This window comes from Caballeronia sp. SL1002, from assembly GCF_057814995.1.
Map to the genome: position 1 here is coordinate 702,474 of NZ_JBYMUW010000005.1, position 21,569 is coordinate 724,042.

Below are 21,569 nucleotides of genomic sequence, written 5' to 3' on the forward strand. Positions count from 1 at the left end.
CATCAGGAGATAGCCAGCACCGCGCGCCGCCCGCGCCGCACGAGTCCCAGCCGCACGATCTCCTGCCCCACGCCATCGAGTTCGGTCAGGAAGCGCGGCTTGCCCGCGACCATTGCGCCGACCGGCACGCCATCGCGAAAGAGCACGCGATTGCCCGGCAGCGCGGGCACTTTCTCGCCGGGCAGCAACGTGCCGACGAGATTCAGCGGATCGACCGCGCTGATCGCGATCAGCGCGCCGTCGAGCGGACGGTTGCGCATTTCGCGCAGCAGCGGCACCGCTTCGGGCAGCGCGAATTGCTCGCCCGACAGACCCGCCACGAAGCGTCCGCCGCGAATGTCGCCGCGCGCTTCGAGCCGATGAAACACACGCAGCAGGTCGCGCCACGGCGGCAGCCAGTCGGCTTCGCGTTCGAGCAGACGCCAGAACACGACGCCGTATCGGCGCAGCACGGTCATCGCGACGTGTTCGAGCGCATCGCGTTTTTCGTTCGTGTCGGTGCTTGCTTCCACGGTAGGACGGCGCAGCAGCGCCCAGCGTCCGGCATCGTCCATACCGCCGATAAACATTCCGCCGCGACGTGGCCTGCGCGCGAAAACATTGCGTTTCGCCGCGGGCGTCAAGAGCGCGCGCAGACCCGCGAAACTATCCGCATTGACGATCCCGAGCGCCACCAGTTCGCCGAGCGCGGTCTCCAGTTCCGTGCGCAAGAGACGGACGTCGGCGAGCAGTTCGTCGAAGAACATCGCGCCGTGCGACTTGAGTGCATCGAACACGCGTTCGGCCCGCGACGACATTTCCGGCGGCGCGTCGCTTTGCATCAGCGCGGTCCAGGCGGCGAGATTGCGCCGTGGCAGAAGCACGATCGGCGTCGCGCGCACGGGGCCGCCGGCGGACTTCGCGCGGCCGCCCGGCCGCGTCCACACGACCTTGCCCGCGCGCGAAATCTCGTCGAGCCATTCGATCGAATAGCCTTCGACGCGGGCCGGAAGCAACTCTTCCTCCCAAGCGGCGGCGGGCGCTTCGAATCCTTCGAGCTGCTCGATCACCGACATCAGCGCTTCGCGTCCTTCGCCGCGCGTATCGGCGGATAAGCGCTGCCAGTCGAACAGGAAACGCATGAAATCCTGCTGCGCCACGGGTTCGATTTCGCGCCGCAGACGCCGCACGGTATAGCGATGGATGCGCGCAAGCAGATGCCGCTCGCACCATTCTTCCTCGATCGCGCCCGGCGTGAAGCGGCCGCGCATTACGTAGCCTTCGGCTTCGAGACGCGTGAGCGCGAGCGCTGCCGTGGACGCGGGCAGCGTCAGCGCACGCGCAATCACCGGCACGCTCGCCGGGCCCAGACCCGAAAGCCGCGCCCGCACGATGTCGACGATGGCGTCGTCGCGATCCCACGCTTGATCGAAACCCGGCGGGGGTTTCAGCGGCGGATCGGCCAAGAGTTCCGGATACACCGCCCGAAGGCAGCAGAGCCGCTCCACGGGCGTCCAGAGGCTGTCGCGCTCCGACACCCTCAGACGCGTCGCGCGGCCCGCCACGGCGAGCGTATCGAGCCACGCGCGCCAACCTTCGTTCTGCCCGGCTTCGGTGCTCGTGATGCACGAGAGCGCCATCAGCGCCTCGTGCATTTCATCGGCGTTCCGCACGGTCGGCCACGCTTCCTCACGCACGCCTTCTATCGCGTCGGCGTCGAGCGCGCCGAGATCGTCGGCGGATTCCGGATCGCTCCAGCGGCGGTTCAGCACGGCTTGCGTCCGGCGTTCTTCCAGCGGTGCATCGTCGAGAAACGCGTAAGGCCGCGCCGACAAAATTTCAGCGGCAAGCGGCGACGGCGCGGGCAGATCGCGCGTGACGAGCCGCACTTCGCCACGCTCGATCCGCCGCAACAGCGCAAGCCACGCGTCGCTGTCCATCGCGTCGTGCAGACAGTCGTCGATGGTTTGATCGACGAGCGGATGGTGCGGCACCTCGCGCTCGCCCACGACGTTTTCAAGGCACGCGACCTGATCCGGAAACACCAGCGCGAGCAGGTCCTCGCTGCGCATCCGCTGAAGTTGCGGCGCGATCTTGCGGCCGCCCGAAAAACGCGGCAACGCGAGCGCGTTCGTGGCATTCCAGCGCCAGCGCACGCCGAAGAGCGGCGCGTCGAGCAGCGCCTGAATCAGGAGATGCTCGGCCGTGTTCGAATGCAGATAACGCCACACTTCATCGAGCGCGAAGCTGTGACTGCCGGTGAGTGACAGCACGATCGCATCTTCGGTCGCGGCGGCCTGCAGTTCGAAGTTGAACGTGCGGCAAAAGCGCTTCCGCAACGTGAGTCCCCACGCGCGGTTCACACGGCTGCCGAACGGTGAGTGAATAACCAACTGCATGCCGCCCGATTCGTCGAAAAAACGCTCCATGACGAGGGTTTCCTGCGTCGGCAGCACGCCGAGCGCGGCGCGCGCCCGCGCGAGATATTCGACGATCTGCCGCGCCGCTTCACCGTCGATCCCCACCTCGGTTGCGAGCCAGCCGATGGCGGCATCGAGTGGCTTCCTGCCGGGTTCGCCGGTTGCGAGACGTCGATCGACTTCCTCGCGCAGCCGCGCGATCGCCGCCGACAATTCGTCGCTGCGCCCCGGCGCTTCACCGAGCCAGAACGGAATGTTCGGCGGCTGTCCGTTCGCGTTTTCAACCCGCACGCGGCCGCCTTCCACGCGAAGAATCCGGTACGACGTATTGCCGAGCTGAAACACGTCGCCCGCGAGACTCTCGACCGCGAAGTCCTCGTTGACCGTGCCGATCTGCAAGCCTTGCGGTTCGAGCAGCACGGCGAAATCGGCGTTGTCGGGAATCGCGCCGCCCGAGGTGACCGCCGTGAGCTTGCCGCCGCGACGTCCGCGCAGTGTGCGGCTCACCGCATCGCGATGGACGTACGCGCCGCGCCGGTTCGCGTAGCCATCCGATAAAAGGCGAAGCACGGCGTCGTATTGCGCGCGTTCGAGCGAGGCATACGGATACGCTCCGCGGATGCGTTCGAACAGCGCGTCCTCGTTCCATTCGCGGCACGCGACTTCGGCGGTGATCTGCTGGGCCAGCACGTCGAGCGGCGCGGACGGGATGCGTAACGCATCGAGTTCGCCGCGCCGCACGCAATCGAGCAGCGCGGCGCATTCGATCAGATCGTCGCGTGAGGTCGGAAAAAGCCGCCCTTTCGGCGTACCGCCCACCTGATGCCCGGAGCGACCGACGCGCTGCAAAAATCCGCCGATCGACCCGGGCGAGCCGATCTGACAAACCAGTTCGACGTCGCCGATATCGATGCCCAGTTCCAGCGATGCAGTCGCGATCAGCACGCGCAGTTCCCCGCGCTTGAGCCGTTGTTCGGCGTCGAGCCGATGCTCCTTGGCAAGACTGCCGTGGTGCGCCGCGACCGCTTCACGGCCGAGCCGGTCGGTCAGATGACGCGCCATGCGTTCGGCCATGCGGCGCGTGTTCACGAACACGAGCGTGGTGCGATGCTGCGCGACGAGATCGGCGAGACGATCGTAGATGCGTTCCCACGCGTCGTTCGACATGATGGCTTCGAGCGGCACCGGCGAGATATCGAGTTGCAGATCGCGCGCGCGAATATGGCCTACGTCCACAATCGCGCACTCGCGCTCGCCACCGGTCAGAAAGCGCGCGACCTCGCCGATAGGTTTTTGCGTCGCCGAGAGGCCGATCCGCACCGGCGGCGATTCGCACAATGCATCGAGCCGTTCGAGACTGAGCGCGAGATGCGAGCCGCGCTTCGACCCTGCCACCGCATGAATTTCATCGACGATCACCGTGCGCGTTCCTGCCAGCATCGCGCGGCCCGAGTCGGAACTGAGCAGCACGTAGAGCGACTCCGGCGTCGTCACGAGAATATGCGGCGCGCGGCGGCGCATTGCGTTGCGCTCCTGCTGCGTGGTGTCGCCCGTGCGCACCGCCGCGCGGATTTCGATCGGCGCGAGACCTTGCGCGGCAAGTTCATCCGCGATTCCCGCGAGCGGCTCCTGAAGATTCACGCGGATATCGTTCGACAACGCTTTCAGCGGCGACACGTAGACCACGGCCGTTCGATCAGGCAGCGCGCTGCCGTGCGCGAGCCCTTCGCGCACGAGTTCGTCGATCGCGGCGAGGAACGCTGTCAGTGTCTTGCCCGACCCGGTCGGCGCGGCGACGAGCGTCGAACGCCGCGCGCGGATCAGCGGCCACGCGCCGGTCTGCGCGGCCGTGGGCGCGGAGAAATGCCTGACGAACCAGGCGACGACGGCGGGATGAAAGCCGTCGAGCGCGGCGTGTGGCGCATCGGGCTTGAGGTCGGTTGCGGCGGGAAGGTTCATACCGCTAGTTTATTGGCGCGCGCGATTCCTTGCCGGACGCGCTTCAGCGTAGCGGTATCGTGCGCAAATAGCTCGTACCATTGGCGGCTTTCGCGCGATCGACGACGAGCAGTTGCCGATGCGCGGCATCCAGCGCCACGCCGCGCGCGTCCTGAAAGTCGTTCGCGATCGCCGTGACGGTGCCGTCCGCGGCGATGCGGCAAACGCTCGTCGAATTGCATTTCGTGTAGAGCGTGCCGTCCGTATCGACGGCGAGCAGGTCCGGTGCGGTCACGTGCGCGAAAGCCTCGCCCGTTTGCGCGGGCATCGCCACGCTCATCAACGTGGAAAGACGCGCTTTCACCACGTTGTCATTCATCTGATCCGATACGTACACGGTGTCGCCGAACACGGCCACGCCGACCGGCTTGCCCAAGCCGCTCATCAGATCGCGTTCGGTTGCAGTCTGCGCCTGACTATCGATTGTCAGCATGCTCAAGCCGCCTTGCGCGGGCGCCGAAGCGCGCTTGACGAACCATGTCGAGAGCAATCTTCCGCCGCCGATATCGGCCAGTCCCAAGCGGCGGCGCGCCGGATCGGGACCGCTGTACGTCACCACCGCGCCATGATTGTCGACACCGAGCAGCGCGCCCGCCGTACCGAATCCGAAGCGCGCGAGCCGCACCTCGCCGGACTCCGCGACGCTCACCTGACTCAGCCCGTTTGGTTGCCCTGCCACCACGGGAATCGTGGCGTAGAGCTTGAAATCATGATCGGCTTTCGACGACAGCACGCTGTTGGTGCGGTCGTCGGTGATGAAGATCGTGCCGTCCTGCGCGCGGATCGCGATGCCGTTCGGCACCGCGTTAAGCGCAAGCGAAGGCGGCCGGGGCGACGGAGCCGTTAGGCATCCGGTGAGCACCAGCGCGGCGCACCACACGAGCGTCTTCCGGCTCCATTTCGAAAAAATCAACATGTTGTCTCCCATGAGCGTCATGCGCTTTTCGATACACCGCGGCGCGGAGACGAAGCGTAATATATTCCCGGATACGCCGGTAGCCTTTCGCACGACCGGCGCGCCAGAGGGGTCAAGATGACATTGAGCCAGACCACTGCCAGTATCGCTCCGACGGAATGCGAAACCGGCGTTGCACTCTCGCTGGAAGGCGATTTCGTCAGACCGCTGACATTGACGCTCGGCGAACTGAACGCGCTCGGCAGCGACGCCGCCGCCGGCATCGCCGCCGATCCGTTCGATCTGCGCTGCTACACCACGAACCGGTTTATCCGCACGGTTGGATCGTACCGTGGCGTCCTGCTCAAAGAGCTTATTCTGCGCGCCGGACTCCGCAGCCATCCGCCCGGCGAGTTCAAGCGCACCGTTTTTCTGGCCGTCGCGCACGACGGCTATGTTGTCACGTTCTCGTGGCACGAACTGTTCAACACGCCGGTCGGCGAGCGCGTGTTGATCGCGCACGAATGTGACGGACGTCCGCTGAATCCCGAAGACGGCGCACCGATCCTCTTTTCCGGCGCGGATATTCTTCCCGCGCCGCGACACGTGAAGCGCCTCGCTCGCGTCGTCGCACGCGTACTCGCCGCCTGACGAAAAAAAGCGCCGCGAGGTTGCCCTCGCGGCGCCAAATGGCAACGGGTTTCGCCGGATTTCTCCGGCGAACAATGCCTTAGAACTTGGTGCGCAAACCGACGCGCGCGGCGAACTGGTTGCTCGTACCGGCACCCGAGTTGCCGATGAAGCTGCTGCTCGAACCGATCTCGGCTTGCACCGGAACATCGCGGCCTGCAATGGTGTTGCTGCCCAGCGCCTTTTGATAAATGGCGAGGACGTACACATCCGTACGCTTCGAGAGTGCGTAGTCGATGACACCGTTCACTTGATGCCACTTGCCGTCGAAACGGTCGTCGAGCTTCGAGAAGGTGTAGCCGAGACCGGCGCTCAACGCAGGCGTGAACGCGTACTTGCCGCCGAGTTCGTAGTTATTCAGCTTCGACGAAGCGCCTGCGATCGGTTCGAACGTCGTGTGCGTCCAGTTGCCCCAGATCGTGCCGCCGCCGATCGCATAGCGCGCGCCAACGCCGTAGGTTTCCAGATCGCGCAGACCGCCCGTGTTGATGTTCGCAATGCTCACGCTGAACGCCGGCGTCGCGCCGTTCGGGAAGCGGATGTTCGTATAGGCCGCGCCGATACCGAACGGTCCTTGCATGTAGTTCAGGCCGAAGCTGTATGCGCTCGACGAGCCTTGCGTGGTGACGCCGCCAGCGGTGGTCGTCGGCGATCCGGCGAACGAACCGGCCTGGTTCGAGAAGCCGTACATCGCGCCGAAGGTCAGGCCCGAGAAATTCGCGCTGCTGAACTTGATGGCGTTGTTGATGCGGCTCGACGTCAACTGGTCCAGATCGTTGATGTGATATGCGTAGTTGCCGGCAGGCGTCTGGCTGCCCATCGTGTAGTTGCCGCCGAGGTAGTCGGTCGAGAACGAGTACTGACGTCCCAGCGTGACGGAGCCCATGCCCTTCTGCGCGAGACCGATGAATGCCTGACGGCCGAACAGCGCGCCGCCCTGCCCGAGCGTGCCGTCACCGGAGTTGAAACCGTTTTCGAGAGTGAAGATGGCTTGCAGTCCGCCACCCAGATCCTCAGCACCGCGCATGCCCCAGCGGCTGCCCTGTGCCACGCCGTCGCCGTATTTGACGAGACTGTCGTGACCCGTCGCGGTCGCGGCGTGGTTCACGTAGGTCACGCCAGCGTCGATAATGCCGTACAGCGTGACGCTGCTTTGTGCGTGCGCAAGTGCGCCGAATCCGCCGAGCACGGCAGCGGCAATGATCTTCTTATTCATTTTTCTTCCTGATATGTGGCTCATCCCGGCAGCCTCTTTGTAGCTCGGGTGGCGTGGTTGCGATTCCTGCACGAGCGGCATCGACTGACGCGCGGCTTGATTCACCGCATCGCCACTCGTAATATCGAGCGAAATATAACGGGATGTTTTTCTAACGTAAACATCTCCCTTACGAATTGTTGGTATCTGGCGACACGTATCTGCTTAGGGCGTCCGCGTAGTATGTGAAGCAAATCAACGCGTCGATGCTCTCCATGTCCGATACGAATGAAACCGCGCTGGACGCGCACCTTTTCGCCACGCTCATCGCGGCGCGCGAGATGCGTGGCGAGATAGCGTTGCTTGGGTTGCCGCCGGAGGAACTGGACGCGCTTTGTCAGCGGCATTTCGGTAGGAACGGGCCGGTGTTGCGGTCGATCGCCGTGCTTCCCGAATCGCATGCGCGATTCGTCGGCGACCTGCGCGCGCTGATGCGGGATCTTGCGAATGCTTCGGCATCACCCGACGACGCAGCATGCGTCGCCACGATCGTCGCGCACGCGTGCTTGCGCCCGGACCATCTCTGGCGCGATCTGGGTTTGACCGGACGCGACGACGTCACCGCGATGCTCACGCGTTATTTTCCCGCGCTGGTCGCGCGAAACACGGGGAACGTGAGGTGGAAGAAATTCCTGGCGCGTGAACTCGCACACGCGACCGGCGACGCACCGGGACCCGCGCCGGGGTGCCCGGGTTGCGAGGATTTCACATTCTGTTTCCCGGCGAAGTGACGCGATCGGCCTGGCCCGTGCAAGCGAACGAATCGGGGGCGCGATCGTGTATCCTTGGCCGCTCGGCTCACCTTTGAATTCGACCATGACTACAGGCCACGAGAAACCCGAAGTCCGATTCCGGATGCGCGTGCGTCAGGCCGGCGTCGTCGCGATCGGCCCGGGCAAGATCGAACTGCTCGAAGCCGTCCAGCAGCAGGGTTCGATCTCGGCCGCCGCGCGCAGTCTCGGCATGTCGTACCGGCGCGCCTGGCTGCTGATCGATGAACTCAACCGCTCGTTGAAGCAACCCGCGACCGTGTCCGAGCAAGGCGGACAAACCGGCGGCGGATGCGCGCTGACGACCGTGGGCGAGAATATCGTCAAGCTGTATCGCGATATAGAAACGCAGGCAGAAAGGGCCTGCGCCAAGGAAATTTCGGCGCTGACGAAACTCGTCAAGCGCTAGCCCGCGACACGTCCGCGTCAGCCGTGGCGCATGCAGAAACGCGAACTCGAAGCCGCATCAGCATTCGCATCCTTCGTGCTGCTGAGCCGCGTGATCAACTCGACAAAACTCGCGACGCTCGCGGTGCGCACCGGGAAATAACTCACCTGATGGCGCACGCAGACGCGCTTGATCGTCCCCATCGAATCGTGGTCGATGCAATCCACCGGAAAGACCACGAGGTCCGCATTCGGTAAGGCGGCGGCAAACATGCCCTTGCGATCCTCGATGCCGCCATCGTGCACGAGCAGTTCACCGCCCGCCGTCTCGACAATTTGCTTAATCGCCGCATTCGAGCCGGGACGCCCGCCGACATACACTATTCGCTTGCCCGCCAGATGATCCAGTTGCACGCGACGCGCGCCGGAATGATCGGCCTTCTGAACCAGCGCCTGTTCGAGCGCGGTGCATTCGGCGCCGAGCGCCTGCAACACGGCCACGGCTTCATCGAGTTGGCGGCCGAGTGCGGACCCGCGCGCGTGTTCGTCGATTGCCCGCTGCTCTGCTGCTTCACGGCGGCTCGTATGCAGCGCGAGCCGTTCATCGCGATTCGCCAGCGCCTCTTTTAACCGCGCCAGTTCCGCTTCGAGTTCGGATCGATCCACGTCGGCGCGGTGCGGCGCTTTTGCGGCTTCTTCGAGATGATGCGCGAGCGAACGCTGCGCCTGATCGCGTTCGGCGCTCATTTCCTGAAGCCTGCGTTGCTGCCGCTCGCTCTTTTCCTTTAGCGCGGCATTCTCTTCTTCGAGCGCCATCAGACGCCGGATGTCCGCACGGTTGGCCGCGCCGACGAGATGCGAGAGCATATGCACCTCGCCGAACGCCGCCTGCCGCGTCGCCAGCGTCGCCTGCGGATGCGTCATCGCCGCCCAGTACCCCGCCGGAATATCGCCGCTTGCGAGCGACTCGCGCCAAAGCGTCATTAAAGCCGCGCTGTCCTTCGCTTTGTCGAAGCGACGCAGCGCGCCTGCATAACGCTCGTCCAGCGCCTTTTGCAGCGCCTTGCAGCCCGCGCCGCCCTGAATCGCGAGTTCCACCGCGGCATGATGAATCTGCAGATCGCTCGCATTTTCGCGCCCGAGGTCGGTGAAACGCGGCACCAGACGTCGCAGTTCAGTCGTACTCAGGCACGTACCGATGATCGAGCAATGCAGATGCGAATCCAGTTCCACGAGACGTGTCCGGCTGCGCGAAACGCGAGGCGGCGCGCCGGCCGGCCGGCAGCACAGATCGGCCGCCCGCAGATATGCGCTGTCCGCATCGGAATCGCGTTTCGCGGACGTGACGTCGATCAGGCGGAACGGAGAATTCTGCATATGCACCTCGAAAGCGGTTCTGATCCAAAGTCCTTCATCAAGCACGTCATGCCGCATCTGGATCGAAATATATCATCGAATATAGCGCTGGACGAGCGCGCGATTATTCGAACACCACGCGCAAAACCTCAGGCGGGCATTCCGCCGCGCCGCTCCATCACGTACTCGACACACAGCCCGACAAACGATGTATCGAGCCGTTCGAGATCGCTCGCGATGCGCCGGAGATGCGTGGCGTCGCTCGCGTGGTCGCTGAGGAAAATCGCGTCGCGCCGCCCTTCGACCGCGCGGGCTTCCTCGATCAAACCCGCAAGCTCCCGCAGACGCGCGAAACCAACCGCTCGTGCGCGCGTTTCGAGCGATACGAGCAAACCGTCGAGCGCGCAGTCCGGAGCGCTCGCATCCGTCGCCGCTTCGCCCTCCTCGTGCGCGAGCAGGATCATGAAACGCAATACGCTGCCATGGAGCCCTCGGAACGCATCGACGACATGACGTATTGCTTCGGTTCGTTCGTGATCGCGCGACGAACTCGTCGCGGTAATGGTCAATCGCAAGCCAGCCGACCCGACCTGCTCGGCGCTTGTGTCCGATAGAAATGGTTGACGCACCCCTGAATCTTCCCGATGCAATAACCGACGAAAGCACGACGTTTCAGCACACCGGAACGTCTACCGTAATATACCCTGAAATATAGCGAAACGCTCTCGCAGCCGCTACTGGAGGCTTCGATCCATCCAGCGCAGCCGCGTGTCTTTGCTAATACGAACGTCCAAGTTCGAACGATGCCCCGCCCGTCGCATCGCGAGAAAATCCTCGAAACCGGCCCTCGCGTGGTCGTCGAAAAAGGACTCGTCGGCGCGAGTGTGCGCGACATCATTCATGCGGCGGGCGTTCCTCAAGGCTCGATTCACAATCACTTTTCGTTGAAAGAAGCGTTCGACCTGGAAGTGCTGGAGCGTTATCGACGAACGATCAAGATACCCGGCCCGGATCATCCCATCACCGTCGAGCCGGCGCGTGCGCATATCGTCGTGAAGGCGGGCGGGCGCGTGATCGCCGATACACATCGCGCATGGGTGCTACGTGAAGCCGCGTATCCGCCGGTGCATTACATTCCGCGCAACGATGTGAACATGACGTTGCTGACGCGCACGGCGCACGCGACGTACTGCCCGTACAAGGGCGACGGCGCGTATTTCAGCATTCCGGCTGGCGGCGAAAAGGCGGCGAACGCCGTGTGGACTTACGAAGCGCCGTACGACGCGGTGGCGGAAATAGCCGGATATGTCGCGTTTTATCCGGATCGCGTCGATTCAATCGAGACGCGATCCGAAGCCTGAGGCGGCGAACGCTTTAGAGCGACTTGCGGAACGGCGCGCCGGAATGCTCGCGCAATTCGTTGAACACGATCTTCGGCCACGCCTTGCGCGCGACCTCGATCTCGGAGATATGCGAAGCCAGATAGGTAGGCGCATTCGACGCATCGAGCGCGATACGTGCGGAGTAAGAGTCCATGAAGCGGCGCAGTTCGGCGGCATCGTCGCACGTCACCCAGCGCGACATGCGATAACGCGCGGGCATGAGACGCACGTCCACTTTGTATTCCGCCGACAGCCGCGAAGCGACCACTTCGAACTGTAACTGCCCCACTGCGCCGAGGATGATCGAGCCGCCGACCACGGGGCGGAACACCTGAATCGCGCCTTCGTCGCCGAACTGGCGCAGCGCGTCGCCTAATTGCTTCGCGCGCATCGGATCGACCACTTCGATGGTCTGGAAAATTTCCGGCGCGAAGAAAGGCAAACCGACGAACTGCAGCATTTCGCCTTCGGTCAGCGTGTCGCCGAGACTCAGCGTGCCGTGATTCGGGATACCGATGATGTCGCCCGGATACGCTTCGCTCACCGTTTCGCGCCGCTGCGACAGGAACGTCACCACGTTATTCGCGCGGAACGTCTTGTTCGAACGCGTGACCTTGAGCGCCATGCCGCGCTCGAAACGTCCCGAACACACGCGGATGAACGCCACGCGATCGCGGTGCGCCAGGTCCATGTTCGCCTGCACCTTGAACACGACGCCGGTGAACTTCGGCTCGTCGGGCATCACGGGGCGCTGCACCGTCATGCGCATCGACGGCGGCGGCGCGAGATCCACGAGTGCGTCGAGAATTTCCTTCACGCCGAAGTTGTTGATCGCCGATCCGAACAGCACCGGCGACTGCTCGCCCGCGAGAAACGCCTTGCGGTCGAATGCCGGCGATGCACCCGTAATCAGTTCGACTTCTTCCTTCATGCGCGTCCAGCCCGGACCGAAACGACGCGCGCCTTCTGCATCGTCGAGACCTTGCAGCGTCTCGACCGCTCCGCCCGCCGTGTCCTGCCCGGCGCGGAAAACGCGTACCTGGTCGCGCGCGATATCGTAGACGCCCTGGAATTCCTTGCCCATGCCGATCGGCCACGTGAACGGCACGGCAGCCACGCCGAGATTCTGTTCGATCTCGTCGAGCAGTTCGAGCGGCTGGCGCACTTCGCGGTCGAGCTTGTTGATGAACGTGACGATAGGCGTGCGGCGGCTGCGGCACACTTCGAGCAATTTGAGCGTCTGCGCTTCCACGCCGTTCGCGCCGTCGATCACCATCACCGCGGCATCGACGGCCGTCAAAACGCGGTACGTGTCCTCGGAAAAGTCTTCGTGGCCCGGTGTGTCGAGCAGATTGATGACGGTGTCGCCGTATTCGAACTGCATGACCGAGCTCGCGACGGAAATGCCGCGCTGCTTTTCGATATCCATCCAGTCCGACGTCGCGTAACGATTGCTCTTGCGGCCCTTGACGGTACCCGCGATCTGGATCGCGCCCGAGAACAGCAGGAGCTTTTCCGTGAGCGTCGTTTTACCCGCATCCGGGTGGGAAATGACCGCGAACGTGCGGCGTCGGTTGAGTTCGGAGACTGACATCTGTGCTGGAAAGATCGGGCGGTGCGAACGCTGGATGCGCACGCGCCGGCAGGTTGCCGCGGGCTGCGCGGCCGGGACACGCGCTACAGCGGCCAGAATGCCGCGAGGCGGCACGGAAAACCGGTAGGCCGGATGATACACGTCATGCGGCGGGGAGGCACGGCAACGCCTCCACAACCGTTGTTGCATGCAGCGAAACGAGCAGGCCCACTGACTCGGTCCAGCGCGAAAACCGCGTGCCGCGCGCGGAACTCGGCACGCGGCGCGCTCTCGAACCGGGGCGCATCGCCAGATCGACTCTAACCGCATCGAAGGAGAGGCAATTGAACGAACGTCCGCAACAGGAACATCCCCTTTCTCCCGAACTATTGCAGAAAATCGACGCCTACTGGCGCGCGTGCAATTACCTCTCGGTCGGCATGATCTATTTGCGTGCGAATCCGCTGCTGCGCGAACGGCTGCGTCCCGAGCACATCAAGCGGCGTCTCCTCGGGCATTGGGGATCCGACCCCGGACAATCGTTCGTCTGGGTGCATCTGAACCGGCTGATCGTCGAGCAGGATCTCGATGTCATGTTCGTGTCCGGCCCGGGTCACGGCGCGCCGGCCACGCTCTCTAATTCGTATCTGGAAGGCTATTACTCCGAGGTCTATCCGGATCGAAGCGCCGATGAAACCGGCATGCTCAAGCTGTTCCGGCTGTTCTCGTCGCCCGGTGGCATCGGTTCGCATTGCACGCCCGAGACGCCGGGTTCGATTCACGAAGGCGGCGAGTTGGGCTATAGCCTCTCGCACGGTTTCGGCGCGGCATTCGACAACCCGGAGCTGATCGTGGCTGTCATGGTCGGCGATGGCGAGGCCGAGACCGGGCCACTTGCCACCTCGTGGCATTCGAACAAATTCCTCGATCCGGTGCTCGACGGCGCGGTGCTTCCGATTCTTCATCTGAATGGATACAAGATCGCGAATCCGACCATCCTCGCGCGCATTCCGCACGAGGAACTGGAGGCGCTATTCGTCGGCTATGGCTATAAGCCGTATTTCGTGGAGGGTCACGAACCTGCCGACATGCATCAGCGGATGGCGGCGACGCTCGCGCAATGCGTGGCTGAGATCAAGGCGATTCAGGCGCATGCGCGCGCGAACAACGACGCCACGCGTCCGCGCTGGCCGATGATCGTGCTGCGTTCGCCCAAGGGCTGGACGGGTCCGAAAGAGGTCAACGGGCACAAGGTGGAAGATTTCTGGCGCTCGCATCAGGTGCCCGTGCTCGACCCGGCGACCAACACGAAAAGCCTCAAGCTGCTCGAAGACTGGATGCGCAGTTACCAGCCCGAAGCGCTATTCGACGAACAAGGTCAGCTTATTCCCGAACTGCGCGCGCTCGCGCCCGTTGGCGAGCGAAGAATCAGCGCGAATCCGCACGCTAACGGCGGACGCTTGCGGCATGCGCTCGCGCTGCCCGATATCCGCGATTACGGATTCGAAGTCAAGAAGCCCGCTGCAACGTACGAATCGCCGACCGCCGTGCTCGCGACGTTCCTGCGCGACGTGATCCGCCGCAACATGAATAATTTTCGACTGTTCGGTCCGGACGAAACCGCGAGCAACAAGCTCGATGGTGTGTATGAAGCGTCGGGCAAACGCTGGATCGCGGAATACAAGCCCGAGGACAGCGACGGCGGCGCGCTCGCGACCGATGGCCGCGTGATGGAAATGCTGAGCGAACACACGCTCGAAGGCTGGTTCGAAGGTTACGTGCTGACTGGTCGGCACGGTCTTTTCGCGACTTACGAAGCCTTCGTGCACGTGATCGATTCAATGTTCAACCAGCACGCAAAATGGCTCGAAAAGGCCAAGAAGGAACTCGATTGGCGCGCGCCCGTTCCGTCGATCAACCTGCTCATCACGTCGCTCGTCTGGCGTCAGGATCACAACGGTTTCACGCATCAGGACCCCGGCTTTCTCGATGTCGTCACGAACAAGAGTCCTGAAGTGGTACGCATTTATTTGCCGCCCGATGCCAATTGCCTCTTGAGCGTGGCCGATCATTGCCTGCGGACGCACGACTACGTGAACGTGATCGTCGCGGACAAGCAGCCGCACCTGCAGTATCTCGACATGGCGGGCGCGATCGTCCATTGCGCGAAAGGCGTCGGCATCTGGGACTGGGCGTCCACCGATCAGGGCCGCGAACCGGATGTGGTCATGGCGTGCGCGGGAGACATCGCGACGATGGAATCGCTCGCGGCCGTCGAGATACTGAAGCAGCAGTTTCCCGACCTGCGCATCCGCTTCGTGAACGTGGTGGACCTGTTCCGCCTGATGCCCGATACCGATCACCCGCATGGCCTTTCCGCGCGCGACTTCGATTCGCTTTTTACGCGCGACCGCCCTGTCATATTCAACTTCCATTCGTATCCGACGCTCGTGCACAAACTCACGTACAACCGCACGAATCACGAGAACATGCACGTGCACGGCTACCGCGAGAAGGGCAACATCAACACGCCATTCGAGCTTGCGATCATCAACGAAGTGGACCGCTATAACCTTGCCATCGACGTGATCGACCGCGTGCCGCGACTCCGCGATACGGGCGCGCATGCAAAGAACTGGTTGAAGGATCAGATTATCGAAAGCATTCGCTACGCGCACGCGGAGGGTATTGATCGCGACGAAATTCGCAACTGGACCTGGACGGGATAAAGCGCAGCAAAAGCAGCGAGGCCGTGCAACGGCCTCGCTTTCTTTAACGCGACGTCGCGTTCAATGCGAGTGACGCGGATCGCCCCGCTGTTCGATCACCTTCAGATACAGCGTCGCGGGTTCGAGGCACGCGCCCGTCGAAAGCTGCCCGACAAGTTGGCGGTACAACTCCTGCCATGGAGTCTGCGATTCGGGCGCACGATAGCTTGCGTGTTCACGGCGCCGGGCGAGTTCGTCTGCATCCACTAGCACGTTGACGCTGCGCGCGTTGAGATCGACGCGAATGCGGTCGCCCGTTTTGAGCAGCGACAATCCCCCGCCCACGGCCGCTTCCGGCGACATGTTGAGGATCGACGGGCTCGCCGACGTGCCGCTCTGGCGACCATCGCCCATGCAAGGCAGCGACGTGATGCCCGCCTTGATGAGCGCGGTCGGCGGCGCCATGTTGACAACTTCCGCGCTACCCGGATAACCAACGGTGCCGCAGCCGCGAATCACGAGAATGCAGCGCTCGTCGATTTCAAGCGATGGATCGTTGATGCGCGCGTGGTAATCCTCCGGTCCTTCGAACACGATCGCTCGCGCTTCGAACGTGTTTTCCGCGCCCGGCTCGCTCAGATAGGTTCGCTGAAATGCCTCGCCGACCACCGACATCTTCATGATCGCGCTGTCGAAGAAATTTCCGGACAACACGATAAACCCCGCGCCATGCTTCAGCGGATCGCGATGCGACCGGATCACGTCGGCATCGGCATCGGGCGCGGCGGCCGCGATCTCACCGATGAGCCGCCCCGACACCGTCATGCACTCGCCATGGAGCAAACCCGCTTCGGACAACTGGCGCAATACGGCCGGCACGCCGCCCGAACGATGAAAACTTTCGCCGAGATACTCGCCTGCGGGCATGCAGTTCACGAGCATCGGAACGTCCACGCCCACGCGCTGCCAGTCGTCGAGGCTCAGTTCAACGCCCATGTGCCGCGCAATCGCAATCAAATGCGGCGGACAGTTGCTCGATGCACCTAGCGCGGATGCCACGACGATCGCGTTTTCAAACGCATCGCGGGTCATGATGTGCGACGGACGAATGTCCTCGCGCACCATCTCGACAATGCGCTTGCCCGTTGCATACGCCATCTGTCCGCGCTCGCGATACGCTGCCGGAATGCTTGCGCAACCTGGCAGCGACATGCCGAGCGCTTCGGCAAGACTGTTCATCGAAAGCGCGGTACCCATCGTGTTGCAATGGCCGACCGAGGGCGACGACGCGGTCGTCAGTTCCATGAATCCTTCATAGTCGATCTCGCCCGCCGCCAGCAGATTGCGCGCGTGCCAGATGACCGTGCCGGAGCCGACCCGCTTGCCCTGATGCCAGCCGTCGAGCATCGGTCCGCCGGAGAGCACGATGGCCGGCATATCGACGGTCGCCGCCGCCATCAGGCACGCGGGCGTCGTCTTGTCGCAACCGGTCGTGAGCACGACGCCGTCGAGCGGATAGCCGTGCAGTATTTCGACAAGACCGAGGTACGCAAGATTACGGTCGAGCGCGGCAGTGGGCCTGCGGCTCTGTTCCGCGAGCGGATGCACGGGGAATTCCATCGGAATGCCGCCGGCGTCGCGAATGGCCGCCTTCGTGCGCTGCGCGAGTTCGATGTGATGCCGGTTGCACGGCGCGAGGTCGCTACCCGTCTGCGCGATCCCGATGATCGGCCGGCCTGATTGCAGTTCTTCGCGCGTGAGGCCGTAATTCATGAAGCGCTCGACATACAGCGCGGTCATGTCGGCGTTGGAAGGATCGTCGAACCATTTCTGGCTTCTCAGACGACGCGGTGCGGGGTTCGATGTATCGCTCATTTTTTACGCTCGCTGCGGTAAATTTGTTACCGGTAACAGCACGATATCCTACGCGCGCGGCGGTGAGCCTACAACTGCGGGAAATCCCTGAGCGGGTTGCGTCAGGCGCTTTCGCGCGCAATCACAGCATAGTCGATCGCGACGCGCTTGCCGTCCGGCTTGCCGCGCTTTCCCGCCCGCGGCTCCGCCATGCCGAGCGCGACGAGCAGCGCTTCGCCGCTCTTCACGCCGATGCCATAGGCGTCGACCGACACCGTGGTGATGGTCGGGTGACAGCACCACGACACTTCGAAGTTGCCGAAACCCGCGATCGCGATATCGTCCGGCACCTTCATGCCGCGCCGCTGACACGCCATGATCGCGCCGAACGCAGACATGTCGCTCACGCACATTACCGCCTGCGTATCGGGCCATTGATCGAGCAGTGCCTCGACGGCGGGCCCGCCGTGATTCATCGTAATCGGCGATTCACCGAGTCGCACGACACGCGGCTCGCCTAATTGCAGCGCTTCGGTTTCGGCGAGATAGCCGCGCAAACGGTCCAGCCCGCGACGATCGAGTTCGCTCGCACCGCCAAGAAATCCGATCCGCTCATAGCCGCGTTCGTGAAGATAGCGGACCATCGCCCTTGCCGCCTTCACGTTCGAAAAACCGACCGCGCCGTCGATAGGCTTCATCGGCAGATCCCACATTTCCACCACCGGAACGCCTGCACGTTGCAACAGGGTGCGCGTAGCGTCCGTATGCTGGCCGCCAGTCAATGCGATACAGCGCGGCTGATGCCGAAGCATCGACCGCACGAGGCGCTCTTCCTGATCGAGGCGGTAATCGGTATCGCCGAGCAGCAACTGAAGACCGTGCGGTTCGAGCGTCGCCGCGAGCCCGCGCACGGTATCGGAGAAGTTGGAGCTTGCCAGCGACGGCACGAGCACCGCGACGAATTCCGAGCGGCCCGACGACAGCGCGCCCGCCGCCGCATCGGCCACGTAGCCGAGTTCATCGATGGCGTGCTGCACACGTTCACGCGTTGCCTGCGCGACGCTGTGCCCCGCGAGCACGCGCGAAACGGTCATCTTCGATACGCCGGCGAGTTGCGCCACGTCGGACATGCGCGGCGGGCCGGATTGCAATGTGACCTTGTCGATCATCGAGAGAGATAGGAAGTCGGAACAGGTTCGTATGATAACCAGCGTCGCCGTGCGCCTGCGCGTTTCTCCGATGCGCGGAGACGGTCTCTACGGGAAAACCATTGCACGGTTCGCCTTGTCGATGCGAAACAGCGCGTGCTAATTTAAAAATACGTTACCGGTATCATTTTGCGCGCCAAATGGCTGGAACGTACCCGTTCGGGCACTTTTCACCTTACCGCAGCGAATCCGCCGGCAACGCATCAGGAGGCAAAATGAATTCCCAGGCAACCCTCGAAACCAGTGCAGCCGGCGGTGAAACCGCGCGAAGCGCACCGTCGGTCGAGCAATTGCGCCGCGCGATCTTCACGGGCGCAGTCGGCAGCGCGCTCGAATACTACGACTTCGCCATTTACGGCCTGGCGTCCGCGCTCGTCTTCAATCACGTTTTCTTCGCGGGGCTCGGCAGCACCGCAGGCGTGCTTGCAAGTTTCGCGACCTTCGGCGCGGGCTTCCTGGCGCGACCGCTCGGCGGACTCTTCTTCGGTTCGCTCGGCGATCGCAAAGGACGCAAATTCGTTTTATTGGCAACGGTCGCGCTGATGGGCGTGGCGACCACGCTCATCGGTCTCTTGCCGACCGGCGCGATTGGCGCGGTTTTGCTCGTCGTGTTGCGCCTGATGCAGGGCTTCGGCGCGGGCGCGGAACAAACCGGGGCGGCCACGTTGATGGCGGAAATGGCGCCCGTCGAGCGACGCGGCTTTTATTCAGCGCTTCCCTTCATCGGCATCTTCACGGGCCTGACGCTCGCTACGCTCAGTTTCAAGATTCTCCAGCTCACGCTGAGCGAAGCCGAGATGCTTTCGTGGGGCTGGCGGATTCCGTTTGTCGGCAGCGTCGTGTTGATCGGCATGGCGATCTGGATTCGCTTGCGTCTCAAGGAAAGCCCGGTGTTCGAGCAACTCGAAGCGAATCGCGAAGTGATTCACGCGCCGATGCGATTGATGCTTAAGACCGGCCGCCGCCCGCTCGTCGCCACGGCGTTGATGCGGCTTGCCGAAACTGGCGGATCGACGATCTATACCGCCGTTGCCATTGCGTATCTGACCGGATTCACCGCTGTGCAGCGGCACATTCCCACAGCCGAACTCGCCGCCATCGGCACGCGCGCGGTGCTGATCGCGAGCTTGCTGAGCGTGTTCACGACGCCGCTATTCGGCGCATTGACGGACCGGATCGGCAGGCTGACGGTGTACAAGGCCGGCGCGATTTTTTCGGTTGTGTGGGCCGTCCCCGCGTGGTGGATGATCGGCACGGGCGACTCGTTGCTCGTCACGATCGCGCTGGTAGGCGGCTTCTCCATCGGCGCGAACAGCATGCTCGGGTCGCAGTGCGCGCACTTTGCGGAACTGTTCGGCAATCGCTATCGATACTCGGGTGTGGCGTTGTCACGGGAGATCGGCGCGATGCTCGCGGGGGGTCTTGCTCCGTTGCTCGGACTCTTTCTCGTGGGGTTGTCGGGTGGACAGTTTTGGGTGATGGGCGTTTATATGGCGACGCTTTCGGTGCTTACGCTTGTTGGGACGATGCTCTCTATCGAGACCAAGGGTCGGGATCTTACTGAACTTGGCAATGCGATTGGGCGCGGGCGAGCCGCTTGAGGTGCATGGGTTTGGTATGCCTGCGCTTACTGGGAACTTGCTTCCGTGTGCGTTTATTAGCACGCCGCTGTGCGCGGCAGCGGTGACTTTTTTTGGCTAGCTGCAAAGAAAGTGAGCAAAGAAAGCAGCACGGGTTTCGGCGCCGTAGGGCGGCTCCAGGGTGGGTTACACCGTCTGATGTTCGGGCGCTTCTATGGAACTTGCTTTCGTGTAGGTTTATTAGCGCGCCGCTATGCGCGGCAGCAGTCACTTTCTTTGCTGCTGCAAAGAAAGTAACCAAAGAAAGCAGCTTATCCGCCTAAGTGTCCACCACGAACCGTAACCCGGAGTGGTTCGCAAGCTGATTCGGCCATCGCTCCACACAACAGAGTGGAGCCGCTCATTCATCCCGACAGGCACGAAGTGCCTGTCGGTAAGGCATAACCGAAAAACCAAACCAAACCGACCGCTGGTCCTTGATGCGCCCGTCGTCCGAGCACAGCGAGGATGGAACTGGCAGGTGCTGTGCCAATACCTTGAACTTCGAGATAGCCGAATCAGCCTGCGCGCCTATCCGCGAGGTTATTCGTGGTGGACACTTAGGCGAACTAGCTGCTTTCTTTGGTTACTTTCTTTGCAGCAGCAAAGAAAGTGACTGCTGCCGCGCATAGCGGCGTGCTAATAGACCTACACGAAAGCAAGTTCCCAGGGAGCGCCAGCAAACCCAAAACCCCGCGTTCAACGCAAAACTAAAGTGCGAGGCGAATCTTCGCCGCCAACTCAACGATTCCAATCGAAATCAACTTCTCGCGCCGCGCATCGAGCCGCCCAACCGGCACACTCGTACTAACGGCCACACGCTTCCCCAACGGCGTCACGCCAACAAACGCCGCGAAGCACGCAAGCCCCGCCGTCACTTCCTCCCGCTCCGCAGCAAGCCCACTCTTCCTCACGACGTCCAATTCGCGGATAAAACTCGCACGCCGCGTAATAGTGCGTGGCGTCACCGCTTCAAGCCGCTCAGGGAGCCTCGCGACCAACACATCATTGGTCAAGCCCGCAAGCAGGGCCTTGCCAAGCGCACAGCAATGAGCCGGCAAGCGCGAGCCGAGATCGGAGACGAGACGCACCGGTCGCTGCGCATCCTCGCGAGCGATATAGACCACCTCCGCGCCGTCGAGCACCGCAAGTTGAACCACCTCGTTATGCTTGGCGATGAACGCACCCGCCTGCGCGCGAAACGCGGCCTGCATGCCATCGTGACGCACATAAGCATTACCCAGTTCGAAAAGCCGCACGCCGACGATATAGCCGTCGTCACGCTTCTCGATCCATTGAAGGCGTTCGAGCGTATCGAGCATCAAATACAAGGTGCTGCGCGAAAGCCCGGTCGCATCCAGCAATGCGGCGGCCCGCACCGGCTTGGGCGCGCCGGAGAGCAACTCCAGTAAGTCGTTCGCACGCCGCAGCGCGGGTACCTCGTAAGTCTTTTCCATTGCAGCGCCTCTTTTTTC

15 protein-coding genes and 1 pseudogene are annotated in these 21,569 nt (G+C 63.0%); 7 read left to right on the top strand and 9 right to left on the bottom strand.

Annotation, left to right across the window (positions count from 1 at the left end; translation table 11 throughout):
* Positions 1–2: 2 nt before the first annotated feature.
* Together AC3D25_RS27590 and AC3D25_RS27595 are read right to left on the bottom strand one after the other, a co-directional pair.
* A complete protein-coding gene (locus AC3D25_RS27590) occupies positions 3–4,358 on the bottom strand; it encodes a DEAD/DEAH box helicase (RefSeq protein WP_488891660.1) in 4,356 nt (1,451 codons plus the stop codon).
* A gap of 43 nt (positions 4,359–4,401) precedes the next feature.
* Positions 4,402–5,334, bottom strand: coding sequence for an NHL repeat-containing protein (locus AC3D25_RS27595; protein ID WP_488891661.1), 933 nt, complete (start codon positions 5,332–5,334; stop codon positions 4,402–4,404).
* 96 nt (positions 5,335–5,430) lie between these two features.
* Between AC3D25_RS27595 and AC3D25_RS27600 the strand changes: the two genes are divergently transcribed.
* A complete protein-coding gene (locus tag AC3D25_RS27600; protein ID WP_488891662.1) occupies positions 5,431–5,943 on the top strand; it encodes a molybdopterin-dependent oxidoreductase in 513 nt (170 codons plus the stop codon).
* 79 nt (positions 5,944–6,022) lie between these two features.
* On the opposite strand, the gene AC3D25_RS27605 is transcribed toward AC3D25_RS27600, so the two are convergent.
* Positions 6,023–7,198 carry a porin gene (locus AC3D25_RS27605; RefSeq protein WP_488891663.1) on the bottom strand — a complete coding sequence of 392 codons (1,176 nt, stop codon included), beginning with the start codon at positions 7,196–7,198 and terminating at the stop codon, positions 6,023–6,025.
* Between the two features lie 254 nt (positions 7,199–7,452).
* Between AC3D25_RS27605 and AC3D25_RS27610 the strand changes: the two genes are divergently transcribed.
* Together AC3D25_RS27610 and AC3D25_RS27615 are read left to right on the top strand one after the other, a co-directional pair.
* Positions 7,453–7,968 (top strand): nitrogen fixation protein NifQ, encoded by a 516-nt coding sequence (locus AC3D25_RS27610; protein ID WP_488891664.1) that lies wholly within the window; start codon positions 7,453–7,455, stop codon positions 7,966–7,968.
* Positions 7,969–8,053: 85 nt separating this feature from the next.
* On the top strand, positions 8,054–8,416 hold the full coding sequence (locus AC3D25_RS27615) for a winged helix-turn-helix domain-containing protein (RefSeq protein WP_488891665.1): 363 nt from the start codon (positions 8,054–8,056) through the stop codon (positions 8,414–8,416).
* Positions 8,417–8,433: 17 nt separating this feature from the next.
* Here AC3D25_RS27615 and AC3D25_RS27620 read toward each other — a convergent pair whose 3' ends face one another.
* Entirely contained in the window at positions 8,434–9,771 is a 1,338-nt protein-coding gene (locus tag AC3D25_RS27620; protein WP_488891666.1) for a DUF2325 domain-containing protein, read from the bottom strand.
* Between the two features lie 128 nt (positions 9,772–9,899).
* Entirely contained in the window at positions 9,900–10,379 is a 480-nt protein-coding gene (locus AC3D25_RS27625) for a hypothetical protein (RefSeq protein ID WP_488891667.1), read from the bottom strand.
* A gap of 174 nt (positions 10,380–10,553) precedes the next feature.
* On the opposite strand from AC3D25_RS27625, the pseudogene AC3D25_RS27630 reads away from it, so the two are divergent.
* Positions 10,554–10,697, top strand: a pseudogene (locus tag AC3D25_RS27630) (TetR/AcrR family transcriptional regulator); the annotation flags it as partial.
* A gap of 21 nt (positions 10,698–10,718) precedes the next feature.
* Positions 10,719–11,111 carry a DUF427 domain-containing protein gene (locus AC3D25_RS27635; protein WP_488892168.1) on the top strand — a complete coding sequence of 131 codons (393 nt, stop codon included), beginning with the start codon at positions 10,719–10,721 and terminating at the stop codon, positions 11,109–11,111.
* A 13-nt stretch (positions 11,112–11,124) separates the two neighbouring features.
* On the opposite strand, the gene AC3D25_RS27640 is transcribed toward AC3D25_RS27635, so the two are convergent.
* Entirely contained in the window at positions 11,125–12,726 is a 1,602-nt protein-coding gene (locus tag AC3D25_RS27640; protein WP_488891668.1) for a peptide chain release factor 3, read from the bottom strand.
* A 323-nt stretch (positions 12,727–13,049) separates the two neighbouring features.
* Between AC3D25_RS27640 and AC3D25_RS27645 the strand changes: the two genes are divergently transcribed.
* The gene (locus AC3D25_RS27645) at positions 13,050–15,434 is read left to right on the top strand and encodes a phosphoketolase family protein (protein WP_488891669.1); all 2,385 of its coding nucleotides are present in this window, start codon (positions 13,050–13,052) and stop codon (positions 15,432–15,434) included.
* 60 nt (positions 15,435–15,494) lie between these two features.
* Here the strand turns inward: AC3D25_RS27645 and AC3D25_RS27650 are convergent, their stop codons facing one another.
* Both AC3D25_RS27650 and AC3D25_RS27655 read right to left on the bottom strand, forming a co-directional pair.
* The gene (locus AC3D25_RS27650; protein ID WP_488891670.1) at positions 15,495–17,288 is read right to left on the bottom strand and encodes an IlvD/Edd family dehydratase; all 1,794 of its coding nucleotides are present in this window, start codon (positions 17,286–17,288) and stop codon (positions 15,495–15,497) included.
* A 101-nt stretch (positions 17,289–17,389) separates the two neighbouring features.
* Positions 17,390–18,397: a LacI family DNA-binding transcriptional regulator gene (locus AC3D25_RS27655; protein WP_488892169.1), complete on the bottom strand. Its 1,008-nt coding sequence runs from the start codon at positions 18,395–18,397 to the stop codon at positions 17,390–17,392.
* Between the two features lie 293 nt (positions 18,398–18,690).
* Between AC3D25_RS27655 and AC3D25_RS27660 the strand changes: the two genes are divergently transcribed.
* Positions 18,691–20,076, top strand: a complete 1,386-nt coding sequence (locus AC3D25_RS27660) for an MFS transporter (protein WP_488891671.1) — start codon at positions 18,691–18,693, stop codon at positions 20,074–20,076.
* Between the two features lie 728 nt (positions 20,077–20,804).
* Here the strand turns inward: AC3D25_RS27660 and AC3D25_RS27665 are convergent.
* Positions 20,805–21,551 carry an IclR family transcriptional regulator gene (locus AC3D25_RS27665; RefSeq protein WP_488891672.1) on the bottom strand — a complete coding sequence of 249 codons (747 nt, stop codon included), beginning with the start codon at positions 21,549–21,551 and terminating at the stop codon, positions 20,805–20,807.
* Positions 21,552–21,569 lie beyond the last annotated feature (18 nt).